Below are 13,947 nucleotides of genomic sequence, written 5' to 3' on the forward strand. Positions count from 1 at the left end.
TACCATGACCGAAATGTCCGATTTGTACGAATCGGACCCGAGTCCGGCAACGACGCCGGGCGCCCGGTCCTTGGGGGAGCACATGGCACACCGGCGACGCATCCTGATCGGCCTGGTCGCGGCGGCCGCCGCCGTCCTCGGCCCGGTCGCCCCGGCGCTCGCGGCGCCCACGCCCCCCGCCGTCGCGGCCCCGGCCGCACCGGCTCCAGCCGCCCCGGCCCCGGCCGTCACGATCGGCGACTGCGAGAACCCGACCGACGCACCCGCCGACGGCTACGCCCCGCCGACCCGGTGCGAGCTCGGCATCGTCCGCGCGGCGGCGGTGTGCCTCGCGTCGGCACCGGCGCTGTCGTACGCGGTGGAGCCGGTCGGCACGTCGAACAGCACCGTGACGCTCACCTGGCACAACCCGGGCGGCGAGGACCTGGTGCAGTCGGGGCTGCCGCTCAGCGGCCAGGTGTACTGGCCGGGCACGGTGGTGGTGGACGGCGTGGTCGTCGACTGGCCGGGCTGGACGCAGCTGCCGGACGGGTCGTGGACCGAGCACGACGCCTACGACTACGCCCGGCCGCAGATCGAGGTGACCTTCGAGGTCAACCCGAGCGCGTCGACGGTGGTCGCGTACCCGCCGGCCTCGGCGGTGTGCGCGAACCCGCCGCAGTCGCAGGTCGCCGGCGTGGTCGTCACCTCCGACGTGCTCGCCGCGTCCGACGTGCTCGCCGCGCCCGAGGACCTGCGGGCGGCCTCGGCCGTGCTCGCGGTCACCGGCGCCGACGCGACGCCGCTGCTGCTCGGCGCGGGCCTGCTCCTGCTGCTCGGCGGGGTGCTGGTCGCGATCCCGGTGCGCCGCCGGCGGCACCAGGGCTGACGGGGGCGGGAGGGCGCCGGGGTCGGCCCCGGCGCCCTCCGGCCGCGCCCGGGGTCAGACCAGCCGGTCGACCACGTGGTCGAGGCAGGCCGTGAGCGCGAGCACGTCGTCCGGCTCCACGGCCGGGAACATCGCGACCCGGAGCTGGTTCCGCCCGAGCTTGCGGTACGGCTCGACGTCGACGATGCCGTGGGCGCGCAGGATCTTCGCGACGGTCGGCGCCTCGATCTCGGGGGCCAGGTCGATGGTGCCGACGACGGGCGAGCGCTGCTCCGGGTCGGCGACGAACGGCGACGCCCAGTCGCGCGCCTCGGCCCAGCCGTACAGGTGGCCGGCGGAGGTGGCGGTGCGCTCCGCGCACCAGGCCAGGCCGCCGTTCGCGAGCATCCAGTCGACCTGCTCGGCCAGCAGCACGAGCGTCGCGATCGCCGGGGTGTTGAGCGTCTGGTCCGCGCGCGAGTTCTGCACCGCGGTGGTGAGCGACAGGAACTCGGGCACCCAGCGGCCGGAGGACTCGACGCGGGCGGCGCGCTCGACGGCGGCGGGGGACAGCACCGCCAGCCACAGGCCCCCGTCGGAGGCGAACGACTTCTGCGGCGCGAAGTAGTAGGCGTCGGTCTGCGACACGTCGACCGCGAGGCCGCCCGCGCCGGACGTGGCGTCCACGAGCACCAGCGCGCCCTGGTCGGCGGACCCGGGCACCCGGCGCACCGGGGCGACGGCGCCGGTCGAGGTCTCGTTGTGCGGCCAGGCGTAGGCGTCGACGCCGTCGGCGAGCGCGGGGACGGCCGACGTCCCGGGGGCGACGGAGGTCAGCACCGGCTCGTCCAGGAACGGCGCCCGCGCCGCGGCGGCGGCGAACTTCGAGCCGAACTCCCCGAACACCGCGTGCGCGGACCGGCGCTCGACCAGGCAGAGCGTCGCCAGGTCCCAGAAGGCCGTGGACCCGCCGTTGCCGAGCGCGACCTCGTAGCCGTCGGGCAGGGAGAACAGCTCGCCCAGCCCGGCGCGCACCCGGCCGACGAGGTGCTTGACGGGCGCCTGGCGGTGCGAGGTGCCCAGGAGGGTGCGCCCGGCTGCGGTCAGCGCCCGCACCTGCGCGTCGCGCACCTTGGCGGGCCCGGACCCGAACCGCCCGTCGGCGGGCAGCAGGTGGTCCGGGATGGTCACGGCGGGCGGCGTGGTCGCGGTCACCAGCCGCACGATACCCAGGCGCGTCCGCGCGCGGCCGGAGCCGACTAGCCTGTGGACGGACGTCCGCGCACGACAGGAGGGCACCGGCGTGAGTGACCTGATCGACACGACCGAGATGTATCTGAAGACGATCTACGAGCTCACCGAGGAGGGCATCACCCCGCTGCGCGCCCGCATCGCCGAGCGCCTCGGGCACAGCGGCCCCACGGTGTCGCAGACCGTCGCCCGGATGGAGCGCGACGGGCTCCTGGTCGTGTCCGGCGACCGGCACCTCGAGCTGACCGAGGCGGGGCAGAGCAAGGCCATGCGGGTGATGCGCAAGCACCGTCTGGCCGAGCGCCTGCTGACCGACGTCATCGGGCTCGACTGGGAGTACGTGCACGAGGAGGCGTGCCGCTGGGAGCACGTCATGAGCGAGCGCGTCGAGCGGCGCCTGGCCGGGCTGCTCGACCACCCGCACTTCGACCCGTACGGCAACCCGATCCCGGGGCTCGACGAGATCGGCGAGGAGCGCACCCCGGTGGGCTTCCTCGACGGCGTCGCCCCCGTGGTCGCGGTGGCGGTCGAGGCCGGCGGCGCGACGAAGGGCGTCGTGGCGCGGATCGGCGAGCCGATCCAGACCGACGTCGAGCTGCTCGCGCGGCTGTCCCAGGCCGGCGTGCGGCCCGGGAACGAGATCGCGGTGGAGAAGAACGGCAACACCGTGACGGTCGGCGCCCCGGGCGCGGAGACCGTCCTGGACCTGCCGCAGGAGGTCGCGCGGCACGTCTTCCTCCGCACCTCCTGACCGACGTCCCCGAGGGCCCCGCGGGCTGTGGCGCACGCCACGCGCGGGGCCCTCGTGCGTCGGTGACCTGCTGGGCGATGTGAGCGTTCTCCCGGTCCGGGAAACAGTCCGTGACCGGAACGTGACAATCGCCTCGGGGGTCGGGTACCTTCGGTCCTGCTCGTCGGAACCCTCCTCCGTGCGAGCCCTTGGACGGTACGCCGAGCCCTGCCGCCGCCCGAGGTTCCGTACACACTTCGCCGGCAGGGGCGGGGGAACCACATGCGGGCACCGGAGACGGTGTCCTTGGGGTGAAGCCGCGTGACGCGACCGGGTGACCGGGAGCGGATCGCGGCCGGGTATCTCCGACCCGAACCCGACAGCTCACCTCGTAGGCGCCAGGAGAGGCTGTACGTGACCGCTAGTGCTGTGCGCGCCCGACACCGTTCCGCGCGTCGCCCCGTCACCCCCCTGACCGATCTCGCCACCGCCGCCACGGGCACGCTCGCCCTGGCCGGTCGCCGCACCGCCGTCGTCGCGGCCACCACGGGGCTCATGGTCTCCGCGGTCGCCGTCCCGGCCGCCAACGCCGCGACCACCTCCGGCGACCAGGCCGCGCTGCCGTCGGTCGACACCGCCGCGCTGACGGCCTCGGCGAAGACGGTCCTCGAGACCGCACCGGTCGTCACGGCCCCCGCGGACGCCGCGTGGTCGTTCGAGACCCCGGCCGTCACCGCCGTCGTCCCGGAGCCCGAGCCGGAGCCCGAGCCCGAGCCGGTGCGCACCACCTCCCGGTCCGCGCAGCGCGCCGCCACCGCCGAGACCGCCACCGCGACGGCCGAGGTCGCCACCGCCGCGGTGCCGCAGTCGGTCGCCGGCAACGCCGTGCTCGAGGTCGCCGCCCGCTACGTGGGCGTCCCGTACGTCTCCGGCGGCACCACCCCGGCCGGCTTCGACTGCTCGGGCTTCGTGTCCTACGTCTACGCGCAGCTCGGCATCTCCCTGCCGCGCACGTCGTCCGCGATCAAGGCGGCCGGCACCGTCATCTCGGCCGCCGAGGCGCAGCCCGGCGACCTGATCTGGAGCCCCGGCCACATCTCGATCTACGCCGGCGGCGACCAGCAGATCGACTCGCCCCGCCCGGGCAAGACGATCCAGTTCCGCAGCATCTGGCAGAGCAACCCGACGTTCATCCGCATCGGCTGACACGCTCCGCAGCTCCTCCCGACCCGACCCCCACGGCCCGCGCGGCCGTGGGGGTCGCGTCGTCCCCGGGGGAGGTCCGGGCGCCCCCGGAGCGCCGCGCGACGTGACGTGCGGCACAAACGATGGGGTCACTCCGGCCAGGTGCGCGTACCCTGCTCTTGCTTGCCTCCCCCAGCGGGCCCGCCAGCCAGGCGGGTCCCCGAGGACCCAGGAGTGACGCCGTGCTGCTGCTGCCCGCCCCGCCCAGGACGCTGCTCCTGAACGCCAGCCTCGAGCCCCTCTGCGTCGTCGGCCTGCCCCGCGCCGTGACGCTCGTGATGTCCGGCAAGGCCACCGTGCTGGAGTCGGACGGCCGCGTGCTGCACTCCAAGCACGTCGCGGTGCCCCTGCCGGTCGTCCTGTCGCTGACCCGCTACGTGCACGTGCCGATGCGCCGCCCGCTCCCGCCCACCCGCCGGACGGTGCTGCAGCGCGACGACCACCGGTGCGCGTACTGCGGCGCGCACGCCGACACGGTCGACCACGTGCACCCGCGCTCGCGCGGGGGGCGGCACGAGTGGGGCAACGTCGTCGCGGCGTGCCGCCGCTGCAACCACCGCAAGGCCGACCACCTCCTCCATGAGATCGGCTGGGAGCTGCGCTGGACGCCGTCCGCCCCTCGGGGTGCGACGGCGTTCCTGCGGGGCGCGGCCGTCGACGAGCCGGCCTGGTCGCCGTACCTGGCCGCCTGACGCGGCGCCCGCGCCGTCGTCGCCCAAGACTCCGTCAAGCCCACGCCACGCCGGACCCCACGGCGAGTGCGGAACGGGCATGATCGGGGGCACACTGGGAGGTGCACCGGAGGAGGTCGTGGCGATGAAGCGGGACGCGGAGATCCTGGTCGGCGTGGACGGGTCGGCGGCGAGCATGCACGCCCTCGACTGGGCCGCGGCGGAGGCCCGGACGCGGGGCCGGACGCTGCACGTCGTGTGCTCGTACACGCTGCCGTCGTTCACGGCGGCGTCGCTGGACGGCGGGTACGCCGCCCTGGACGACACCGCCATCCAGCAGGGCGCGCGCGCCGTGCTGTCCGAGGCGCGGCAGCGCGCGGAGGCGCCGGGCCTCGAGGTGGTCACGACCGTCGCCACCGGCGACGCCGCGGCCGTGCTCGTCGAGATGTCGCGGGACGCGTCGCTCGCGGTCGTCGGCACCCGCGGCAAGGGCGGGTTCGCCGACCGGCTGCTCGGCACCGTGTCGTCCACGCTGCCCGCGCACGCCTACTGCCCGACCGTGGTGGTCCCGCTGCGCGACCAGCGCCGCGGCGGCGTCGTCCCCGCCGACGAGTCGACCCCGGTCGTACGGCCGGTGCGCCGGATGATCGTCGGCGTCGACGGCAGCCCCCAGGCCGACCTCGCGCTCCGGCACGCGATCGACGAGGCCGAGGCGTGGGGCGCCGAGCTCACCGCGGTGGCCGGCGTGCCCGTCGGCAGCGGCTCGGGGGTCATGGCGTGGCTCCCGGCGACGATCGACCAGACCCAGGTGCTGGCCGACGTCACCGAGGGGCTCAACGTGGTCGTGGACCGCGCGCTGGTCGACCGGCCCGGGACGACCGTGAAGCGGGTGGTGCTCGACGGCACCGGCGCCGAGCTGCTGACCGAGTTCTCCACGGCGACCGACCTCATCGTCGTCGGGTCGCGCGGCCGCGGCGGGTTCACCGGGCTGCTGCTCGGGTCCACCAGCCAGGCGGTGCTGCACCACGCCGCGTGCCCGGTGATGGTCGTGACCAACCGGTGCCAGGAGCGGATGGCGGCCGCGGGCGGCTCGGCGGAGCAGGCCGCGGGCTGACGCCTCAGGCCGGGGGCGGGGGCACGTCCGGCCGGCGGACGAGCGCCGACAGGACGATGGTCGACCGCGTCCGCGCGACGAACGGCTCGGCCGCGAGGCGCTCGACGACCTGCTCCAGGTGCCGCATGTCCCGCGCGCGCACCTGGACGACCAGGTCGACGTCGCCGGTGACTGTGCTCGCCGCGACGACCTCGGGGTAGCGCTCGACGCCCGCCCGCATGGTCGCGGGGCTGGTCGAGCCGTGGCAGAACAGCTCGATGAACGCCTCCGTCTCCCAGCCGAGCGCGGCCGGGTCGAGCAGCACCGTGAACCCGCGCACGACGCCGCGCTCGCGCAGCCGGTCCACGCGGCGCTTCACCGCGGGCGCGGACAGGGCGACCACGTGCCCGATGTCGGCGTAGGACGCGCGGGCGTCGACGGCGAGCTCGCGGAGGATCGCCTCGTCGATGGGGTCGAGGTCGCCGGGACGGGTGGGGGGCACGGGCCCCATCTTCGCGCACGGGGCCCGGGTCCGGCGCGGACGGGGGCCTGGTCCGGCGCGGACGGGGCGGCGGTGGCGACGACCCGGCGGCGGGGCGGGCGGGGCCGGGCGCGGGCCGGGCGTGGGCCGGGCGCGGGGCGGGGTGCGGGGCCGGGCTGCTCCGCCGGCCGGGTGACCGCCGGGCGGGTGGCGCGTCACCCGTGCGGGGGAACCGGTCCGACCGACCTGCGGGTTCGCCGACCGGCGGGGGTGAACGGGCGGCGCAGGCGTTCAGGGCCCCCCGCGGCGGGTCGATGGGAGCGGGGACAGGGGGCCCAGCGACCGCACCGAGGAAGGACCCGTCATGCCGGTGCCCGGCAGCCGACCGGACCCCACGACGCCGAGCACCCCGGCGTCGCCGCTCCGCGGGTCCGCCGCGGGCCCCGGGCCGCGCGACGAGGACCCGCGGCGCGAGGCGGCGCCGGGGACGATCCCGACCCAGCGCGCGTGGCGCGCGGGGGGTGCTCCGGCGGGGGCCGCGCCCGTGGCGTCGGCCGCTGCCGCCGCGACGGCCGTGCTGGACGCGCCGCCCGCGCCCGTGGGCCCGGTGCGTGAGGCGCTGCTCGCGCCCGGGAACCCCGCGCACGCGGTGCCGCCCGCGCCCCCGGGCCCCTCGCCGCTCGACGCGCCGCCCGCGCCCGCGACCGCTCTGCACGACGCGTCGCCCGCCCAGGCCCCCGCCGCCCCGGCGCCGTCGGCGCCCTCCGCCCCCGCGCCGTCGGCCCCCGCCGCGCCCGCGCAGTCCGCCCCCACCGCCCCCGGACGCCCCGCGCCCCGGACACCCCGCCGCGCCCGCCCCCGCACCGGCCGGCTCCGCGCGGTCGCCGTCACCGCGCTCGGCGTCGCCCTGGTCGGCGCGGTCGCCGCCGGGGTGGTCGTGCAGCTGCGCGCCGACGCCCGCGCCACCGCCTGGGCGCACGCCCGGGAGCGCGTGGCGGCCGAGTACGCCGCACAGCTCGCGGACGAGGCGTTCGTCGCGGACGCCCGCGCGGCGGAGTCGGCGGCCCGGTACGACGCGCTCGTCGCCGACGCGGTGGCGCACGCGGGCGTCGTCGTGTCCGCCGCTCGCGCCGCGGCCGACGCCTCCCCGCACGCCGGCGACGCCGCCCTCGCCGCGCTGCGCACCGCCGCCGACGCCGCCCAGCGGGCCGCGGACGGCACCGGGACCGGCGTGAGCCCGGTCGCCCTGGCCGCGTCGGCGGCTGCGGTCGCCGCGCCGCAGCAGGCCGCGGTCGACGCCGAGGCCGCCTGGCAGGCCGCGGAGGCCGCCCGGGTCGCCGCCGAGCGTGCCGCGGCGGAGCGGGCCGCCGCGGAGGCCGCCCAGCGCGCCGCCCAGCGGTCCGCGTCGCCGCGCTCCACCGCCGCCCGCCCGAACCGCGCCTCCGCCCCGGCGACCTCCGGGGACGGGGCGGCCGCGCCCGCCGCGTCCGCCCCGGCCACGTCCGCCTGGGCGCCGGGCGTCTCGTCGTACGGCGTCGGCGGGCTCGGGGCCGCGCTGAACGCCGCCCGCGCCGCGAACGGGCTGCCGGCGCTCTCGGTGTCGGGCTCGTCGTCGCTGGCGGACCACGCCGCCGCGATGGCCGCGGCCGGCAGCATCTGGCACTCGGGCAGCGACCACATCGTGGGGTGGGTCCAGCCCGTGAGCGACAGCCAGATGATCGCGGCGTACATGAACTCGCCGGGCCACCGCGCCTGGATCCTCAAGGCGGGCAAGTCCTCGGTGTCGATCGGCGCCGTGACGATCAACGGCCGGCTCTACACCGCCATGCGCTTCTCCTGACCGCTCCGCCGCTCCGCTGCTCTGCCGCTCCTCTGCCGCTCCGCCGCCCTGCCGCTCCGCCGTCCGCCGAGTCTCCGTTCTCCGCCTGCGCCCGCCGCTGCGCACGCAGGCACGGAACGGAGACTCGGCGAGATGGCAGTTCTCGGCTGTGCCGGGACGCCGGCACGCAGCCGAGAGTTGCCCTCTCGGCGGCGCGCCCCGCGGCGGCGCGCCGCGCGCGCGTCAGCGCCGCGCGCGCCTCAGCGCAGCGCCTGTGTCAGGCGGTCGAGCGCCAGGTCCAGGTCGTCCGCCTCGACCACGAGCGGCGGTGCCAGCCGGATCGTCGAGCCGTGCGTGTCCTTCGCGAGCACGCCGAGCCCGAGCAGCCGCTCGCACAGCTCCCGCCCGGTCATCCGCGCCGGGTCGACGTCCAGCCCGGCCCACAGCCCGACGCCCCGGCTGCCGACGAGCAGGCCGGTGTCGACCAGCGTCGCCAGCCGCTCGTGCAGGTGGGCGCCGAGCGTGCGGGCGCGCTCCTGGAACGTGCCGGGCCGCAGCAGGTCGACGACCGCGATCCCGACGGCGCACGCGAGCGGGTTGCCCCCGAAGGTCGACCCGTGGGTGCCGGCCGTGAGCACGCCCAGGACGTCCGGCCGGCCGACGACGGCGGACACGGGCAGCACCCCGCCGCCGAGCGCCTTGCCGAGCGTCACCAGGTCGGCGCGCACGCCCCAGAGCTCGAGCGCGAACGTCGTGCCGGTGCGGCCGAGGCCCGACTGGATCTCGTCGGCGATCAGCAGCACGTCGGCGTCGTCGCAGATCGACCGCACCGCCGGCCAGTAGCCCGCCGGCGGCACGACGACGCCCTGCTCGCCCTGGATCGGCTCGAGCAGCACGGCGACCGTCGTCTCGTCGATCGCGTCCCGGAGCGCCTCGGCGTCGCCGAACGGCACCACCCGGAAGCCGGGCGTGTGCGGGGCGAAGCCGTCGCGCGCCTCGGGGTCGGTGGAGAACGACACGATCGTCGTCGTGCGGCCGTGGAAGTTGCCGGCGGCCACGACGATCGTCGCGCGCTCGGGGGCCACGCCGCGGACGTCGTAGCCCCACTTCCGCGCGGCCTTGATCGCGGTCTCGACGGCCTCGGCGCCGGTGTTCATCGGCAGCACCATCGGCTGCGGCTCCGGCGCCCCGGCCACGCCCGCCACGACCGGCCGCGCCAGGTCGGACAGCGCCTCCGCGAACGGGTGCAGCAGGTCGTGGTCGAACGCCCGGGACGACAGCGTCAGCCGGTCGAGCTGCGCCTTGGCTGCCCCGACCAGCGCCGGGTGCCGGTGCCCGAAGTTGAGCGCCGAGTACCCGGCGAGCAGGTCGAGGTACGTCCGGCCCTCGGTGTCCCGGACCCACGCGCCCTCGCCCGTGGTGAGCGTGACGGGCAGCGGGTGGTAGTTCGGCGCGAGCGGGCCGGCGGCGGCGCGCTCGGCGTCCCGGCTGGGGATCGTGGCGGTCATTTCGGTCACCTTCCGGCCGGGGCGGGGCCGGCCGGGGGACCCCGGCCGGCCGAGAGGGGTCAGCGCGCGGGACGGATCTCCAGCGTGCAGCACTTGGCCCCGCCGCCGCCCTTGAGCAGCTCGCTGGTGTCGACGGGGATCGGGCGGAAGCCGCGGTCGGTCAGCTGGGCGGCCAGGGCGGTCGCGCCGGGGGCGACGACGACGTTCAGGCCGTCGCTCACCGCGTTGAGGCCGAGGCACGCCGCGTCGGACTCGGACGCGATGACGGCGTCGGGGTAGCGGCGCTCCAGCTCGGCGCGCGAGGCGTCCGAGAACGCCGGCGGGTAGTAGGCGACCTGCTCGCGGCCGGCCGTCGAGTCGAGCACGGCCAGCGCGGTGTCCAGGTGGTAGTAGTGCGCGTCGACGAGCTCCAGGGTGACGACCTCGCGGCCGGTGACCCGGGCGAGCTCGTCGTGCGAGGAGCGGTCGGTGCGGAAGCCGGTGCCGGCCAGCAGCACGTCGCCGACGCCGAGGATGTCGCCCTCGCCCTCGTTGACCTGCTCCGCGGTGTGCGTGACGTAGCCGTGGTCCGCGAACCACTTCTCGTACGCCGGGCCCTCGGGCTGCCGCTCCGGGTACCGGAACTTCGCCGAGTACACGAGGCCGTCGACGATGGTCGCGCCGTTGGCCGCGTAGACCATGTCGGGCAGGCCCGGGATCGGGTCGATCGTCTCGACGGTGTGGCCGAGGGACTCGAAGGTGTCCTTGAGCACCGTCCACTGCTGCACCGCGAGGCCCGCGTCCGTGTACCGCGTCGAGTCCATCCACGGGTTGATCTCGTAGGAGACCGTGTAGAACGTCGGCTCGCACATCAGGTAGTGGCGGCGGGTCTGCTGCGGGGTCGCGGGCATGGTGCTCCTCGAGGTGTCCGGGGACGGCGTGGTCGGACGTCGGGCCGCCTCGTCGGGGCGCGTCCGGGCAAGCCTACGAGTCACCCGCGCGGAGCATCATGGCGCGACGTTGCGCAACCACCAGCGGTTCGTTGCGCGATCGGGCCGTCAGGCGGCGGTTCGTTGCGTTCCACCCGCAGCCTCGCGCGCCGCGCGGTCGAGGACGAGCCGCAGCATGGCGTCGACGAGCAGGGCGCCGAGCCAGCGTGTCGCGCCCGGCGGCAGGCCGCGCAGGTGCACCGACTCGCTCCAGGTGACGCGGGCCGACGAGCCGGCGGCCTCGACCTCGATCCGCGCGGTGCCGAGCAGCACCGGGCCGAGCTTCTGGAACACCGCGACGCCGGGCACCGCGCCGAGCGGGCGCTCGTAGCGCTCGATGCGCATCCGGTCGACCAGGCCGGGGCCGCCCCGGCGCGCGGTCGGGCCGCTCACCGCGAGGATCGCGTCGCCGACCTCGGGGGCCGTCCGGCCGGGCCAGCGCTCCCAGCCCGGGCCGGCGGCCTCGTCGCCCGGTCGCGTCAGGTCGACCCGGGTCAGCGGGACCCACCGGGTGTGGTGCCGGGCGTCGGCGACGAGGTCCCAGGCGCTCTCGGCGTCCAGGGGCAGCACGCGGGACGCGCGCGCCCACGGCGTGCGGTCCCGGTCTCGCGTGATCATCGTCGCCCTCGTCCCCCGTCGGTGCGTCGCGGACGGGGTGGGGCCACTCGCCCCGCGTCGGCCCCGGGCGCGTCCCGACATCGTCCCCTCTGGGATCGTCACCCGTCGCGGTGAACTGCGGCCCCCGCGGTCCGTGCTGGGTGCAGGCACCCAGGCGCGCCCGGGTGAAAGAGCCGGGGTAGCCTCGGGGCCGTGCAGACGAGGACGCTGGGCAGGACAGGACGGGACGTCTCGGTCGTGGGGCTGGGCTGCTGGCAGCTCGGCGCCGACTGGGGCGAGGTGGCCGAGGACGACGCGCTGGCCGTGCTCGCCGCCGCGGCCGACGCGGGGGTGACGTTCTTCGACACCGCCGACGTCTACGGCGACGGGCGGAGCGAGACGCTGATCGGGCGGTTCCTGCGCGAGCGCCCCGCCGGCGCCGAGCGGATCACGGTCGCCACCAAGATGGGCCGCCGCGCGGACCCGCACGTCGCCGGGGCCTACACGCTGGACGCGTTCCGCGCCTGGACCGACCGGTCGCGGACGAACCTCGGGGTCGACACGCTCGACCTCGTGCAGCTGCACTGCCCGCCGAGCGCGGTGCTCGACCGGGACGCGACCTACGACGCCCTGGACACCCTGGTGGACGAGGGCCGGGTCGCCGCCTACGGCGTGTCCGTCGAGACCGTCGACGAGGCCCTGGCCGCGATCGCCCGCCCGCACGTCGCAACGATCCAGATCATCCTCAACGCGTTCCGCCGCAAGCCGCTCGAGCGCGTGCTGCCCGCGGCCGCCGAGGCCGGCGTCGGCATCATCGCCCGCGTCCCGCTCGCGTCCGGTCTGCTGTCCGGGAAGTACGACGAGCACACCGAGTTCGCCGCGACCGACCACCGGTCGTTCAACCGGCACGGCGAGGCGTTCGACGTGGGCGAGACGTTCTCGGGCGTGCCGTTCGAGGTCGGCGTGGCGGCGGCCCGCGAGGTGGCGGCGCTGACCCCCGCCGGGGCGACGACGGCCCAGCTCGCGCTGCGGTGGATCATCGACCAGCCGGGCGTCTCGACGGTCATCCCGGGCGCGCGCAACGCCGAGCAGGCCCGGGGCAACGCGGACGCGGCCCGGATCCCGTCCCTGGACGACTGGACCCTGGACCGCTTCCGCGAGATCTACGACGAGCGCATCCGCCCCCACGTCCACGACCGCTGGTGACCCGCACCTGCTGACCCTTCGCCGAGTCTCCGCTTCGCGCCTCCGCCGGCCCGCCCGCGCAGAGGCACGAAGTGGAGACTCGGCGGGGGCCTTGGCGCGAGCGCGCACGGGGAGTGCGGGAGCGCGCGAGGGCGAGGGCGCGGGCGCGGGTGCGCGCGCGGGGGTGTCGGCTAGCGGCGCGGGAGGTGGCGGCGGGGCTGCTCGATGACGCGGGGGGCGCCCTCCGTGGCCTCGACGACCAGGACGCTGTCGCTCCAGCGGTCCGGGGGCGGGCCGAACGCCTTGCGTGCGCCCTGGATGACGGTGCGCCCCAGGGCCCGGCCGCCGGTGACGCCGATGACCGCGCCGATGCCGAACGGCACCATCCGGCCGAGCGCCAGGCCGCCCTGCCGCGCGAGCTGCTTGCGGAACAGCTGCCGGGTGAGCCGGGCGTTGACCCGCCGGATCGTGCCGGTCGGCATCCGGGTGAGCAGCGCCCGCGCGACGTTGAGCCCGCGCAGGCCGGTGAGCTCGCCGACGTCGGTGACCGCCCTGGCGCCGGACTCGCCGAGGATCGTGGCGAGCAGCAGCGCGCGGCGGCGCTCGGCGTCCTCGACGTCGATGCCGTGCACGCTCGCGACCGCCAGCGAGAACGCCGCGGACGCGCCGAAGAACGTCGCGACGTCGCCGATGGTGAGGGCCATGGCGACGCCGGTGCCGACCGCGGGCGCCGCCGCGGCCGCGCCGACCGCGCCGCCGGTGCCCTGCACGACCAGCAGGTACTCGCGCTCCAGCAGGCCGATGATCTCCGCGGGCGTGCCCTCGGGGTTGCGGCGCCGGACCGAGTCGACGTGGGCGTGGATCGTGGCGGACGGGATCGTCACGGCCCGGTCCAGGGCCGCGTCGACGATCGGGGTCCGGCGCAGCGCCATCACTCGCCCGTGATCTCGAGGTCGACGGTCGCCCCGGCCTTGAGCGTGTTGCCGACGGTGCAGTGCTGCTCGACGGCGCGGTGCACGACGCGCAGCAGCCGCTCCTTGGTGGCCTCGTCCAGCCCGGACAGGTCGACGACCATCCGCTCGTGCAGCTCGGGGTACCGGTCCTCGGGCTTGTAGTTGTCGCCGCTGACCTCGACGGTGACCTCGACGTCGTCGCCGAGCCGGTGGCTCAGCGCGGTGTCGGCGGACATGCCGGAGCAGCCGGCGAGCGCGATCTTCAGCAGCTCGCCCGGGGTGAAGACGGCGCCGGCCTCGACCGGGCCCATCAGGACCTCCGCGCCGCGCTCGTTGCGCCCGGTGTAGGTGCGGGTGCCGGTGCGCTCGACCCAGAGCCGGGACGGCGGGGCGGCGGGGGAGGCGGGGGTGACGGGCACGTCGGTCTCCGGCGCGAGCCCGGTGTTCGGGGACTCCATGGGCCGATCCTGTCACGCGGCCCGCCGGTCGGCAGCGGGGATCAGCCGTGGGCGGACGGGGTGGCGGTCGCTCGCCCGGACGGGTGGTCCGCCGGGCGAGGTCGCCCGCACGGCGGGCGCGCGGCCGGAGGCGCTCACTAG

General features: G+C 76.8%; 14 protein-coding genes and 1 riboswitch. Of the genes, 7 read left to right on the plus strand and 7 right to left on the minus strand.

Going from position 1 to position 13,947, the window contains the following annotated elements:
- Positions 1–82: 82 nt before the first annotated feature.
- The gene (locus AC3WUG_RS00090; RefSeq protein ID WP_492325764.1) at positions 83–868 is read left to right on the plus strand and encodes a peptidase; all 786 of its coding nucleotides are present in this window, start codon (positions 83–85) and stop codon (positions 866–868) included.
- Positions 869–922: 54 nt separating this feature from the next.
- Here the strand turns inward: AC3WUG_RS00090 and serC are convergent, their stop codons facing one another.
- Positions 923–2,062 carry a phosphoserine transaminase gene (serC, locus tag AC3WUG_RS00095; RefSeq protein WP_492325765.1) on the minus strand — a complete coding sequence of 380 codons (1,140 nt, stop codon included), beginning with the start codon at positions 2,060–2,062 and terminating at the stop codon, positions 923–925.
- 88 nt (positions 2,063–2,150) lie between these two features.
- On the opposite strand from serC, the gene AC3WUG_RS00100 reads away from it, so the two are divergent.
- The 4 genes from AC3WUG_RS00100 (at position 2,151) to AC3WUG_RS00115 (ending at position 5,858) form a co-directional block, all read left to right on the plus strand.
- Positions 2,151–2,849, plus strand: coding sequence for an iron-dependent transcriptional repressor DtxR (locus AC3WUG_RS00100; protein ID WP_492325766.1), 699 nt, complete (start codon positions 2,151–2,153; stop codon positions 2,847–2,849).
- Between the two features lie 227 nt (positions 2,850–3,076).
- Positions 3,077–3,240: riboswitch (cyclic di-AMP (ydaO/yuaA leader) on the plus strand.
- A gap of 2 nt (positions 3,241–3,242) precedes the next feature.
- Complete coding sequence (locus tag AC3WUG_RS00105) at positions 3,243–4,034, plus strand: C40 family peptidase (protein ID WP_492325767.1); 792 nt, start codon at positions 3,243–3,245, stop codon at positions 4,032–4,034.
- Positions 4,035–4,255: 221 nt separating this feature from the next.
- Positions 4,256–4,765 (plus strand): HNH endonuclease, encoded by a 510-nt coding sequence (locus tag AC3WUG_RS00110; protein ID WP_492325768.1) that lies wholly within the window; start codon positions 4,256–4,258, stop codon positions 4,763–4,765.
- 124 nt (positions 4,766–4,889) lie between these two features.
- Entirely contained in the window at positions 4,890–5,858 is a 969-nt protein-coding gene (locus AC3WUG_RS00115) for a universal stress protein (RefSeq protein WP_492325769.1), read from the plus strand.
- A 4-nt stretch (positions 5,859–5,862) separates the two neighbouring features.
- Here the strand turns inward: AC3WUG_RS00115 and AC3WUG_RS00120 are convergent, their stop codons facing one another.
- Positions 5,863–6,339 carry an Lrp/AsnC family transcriptional regulator gene (locus tag AC3WUG_RS00120; protein ID WP_147795577.1) on the minus strand — a complete coding sequence of 159 codons (477 nt, stop codon included), beginning with the start codon at positions 6,337–6,339 and terminating at the stop codon, positions 5,863–5,865.
- A 343-nt stretch (positions 6,340–6,682) separates the two neighbouring features.
- On the opposite strand from AC3WUG_RS00120, the gene AC3WUG_RS00125 reads away from it, so the two are divergent.
- Positions 6,683–8,158 carry a hypothetical protein gene (locus AC3WUG_RS00125; protein ID WP_492325770.1) on the plus strand — a complete coding sequence of 492 codons (1,476 nt, stop codon included), beginning with the start codon at positions 6,683–6,685 and terminating at the stop codon, positions 8,156–8,158.
- Positions 8,159–8,397: 239 nt separating this feature from the next.
- Here the strand turns inward: AC3WUG_RS00125 and rocD are convergent, their stop codons facing one another.
- The 3 genes from rocD to AC3WUG_RS00140 all read right to left on the minus strand — a co-directional run bounded on the left by rocD (position 8,398) and on the right by AC3WUG_RS00140 (position 11,231).
- The gene (rocD, locus tag AC3WUG_RS00130; RefSeq protein ID WP_492325771.1) at positions 8,398–9,645 is read right to left on the minus strand and encodes an ornithine--oxo-acid transaminase; all 1,248 of its coding nucleotides are present in this window, start codon (positions 9,643–9,645) and stop codon (positions 8,398–8,400) included.
- Between the two features lie 59 nt (positions 9,646–9,704).
- Complete coding sequence (ddaH, locus tag AC3WUG_RS00135) at positions 9,705–10,535, minus strand: dimethylargininase (protein WP_492325772.1); 831 nt, start codon at positions 10,533–10,535, stop codon at positions 9,705–9,707.
- 147 nt (positions 10,536–10,682) lie between these two features.
- Positions 10,683–11,231: an SRPBCC family protein gene (locus tag AC3WUG_RS00140; RefSeq protein WP_492325773.1), complete on the minus strand. Its 549-nt coding sequence runs from the start codon at positions 11,229–11,231 to the stop codon at positions 10,683–10,685.
- Between the two features lie 192 nt (positions 11,232–11,423).
- Here AC3WUG_RS00140 and AC3WUG_RS00145 point away from each other — a divergent pair, with 192 nt between their 5' ends.
- Entirely contained in the window at positions 11,424–12,416 is a 993-nt protein-coding gene (locus AC3WUG_RS00145) for an aldo/keto reductase (protein WP_492325774.1), read from the plus strand.
- 170 nt (positions 12,417–12,586) lie between these two features.
- Here AC3WUG_RS00145 and AC3WUG_RS00150 read toward each other — a convergent pair whose 3' ends face one another.
- Positions 12,587–13,327 carry a hypothetical protein gene (locus AC3WUG_RS00150; protein WP_492325775.1) on the minus strand — a complete coding sequence of 247 codons (741 nt, stop codon included), beginning with the start codon at positions 13,325–13,327 and terminating at the stop codon, positions 12,587–12,589.
- Positions 13,327–13,806 carry an OsmC family protein gene (locus AC3WUG_RS00155; RefSeq protein WP_492325776.1) on the minus strand — a complete coding sequence of 160 codons (480 nt, stop codon included), beginning with the start codon at positions 13,804–13,806 and terminating at the stop codon, positions 13,327–13,329. The genes AC3WUG_RS00150 and AC3WUG_RS00155 overlap by 1 nt, the downstream gene beginning before the upstream one ends.
- Between the last annotated feature and the right edge of the window lie 141 nt (positions 13,807–13,947).

It is taken from the genome of Cellulomonas sp. EB106-03-03-XG116 (assembly GCF_058792015.1).

Bases quoted from the DNA above. Each gene is read 5' to 3' on its own strand.
- AC3WUG_RS00140 (WP_492325773.1), bottom strand. From the start codon at position 11,231: ATGATCACGCGAGACCGGGACCGCACGCCGTGGGCGCGCGCGTCCCGC.
- AC3WUG_RS00090 (WP_492325764.1), top strand. From the start codon at position 83: ATGGCACACCGGCGACGCATCCTGATCGGCCTGGTCGCGGCGGCCGCC.
- AC3WUG_RS00150 (WP_492325775.1), bottom strand. From the start codon at position 13,327: ATGGCGCTGCGCCGGACCCCGATCGTCGACGCGGCCCTGGACCGGGCC.
- AC3WUG_RS00155 (WP_492325776.1), bottom strand. From the start codon at position 13,806: ATGGAGTCCCCGAACACCGGGCTCGCGCCGGAGACCGACGTGCCCGTC.
- rocD (WP_492325771.1), bottom strand. From the start codon at position 9,645: ATGACCGCCACGATCCCCAGCCGGGACGCCGAGCGCGCCGCCGCCGGC.
- AC3WUG_RS00115 (WP_492325769.1), top strand. From the start codon at position 4,890: ATGAAGCGGGACGCGGAGATCCTGGTCGGCGTGGACGGGTCGGCGGCG.
- AC3WUG_RS00125 (WP_492325770.1), top strand. From the start codon at position 6,683: ATGCCGGTGCCCGGCAGCCGACCGGACCCCACGACGCCGAGCACCCCG.
- ddaH (WP_492325772.1), bottom strand. From the start codon at position 10,535: ATGCCCGCGACCCCGCAGCAGACCCGCCGCCACTACCTGATGTGCGAG.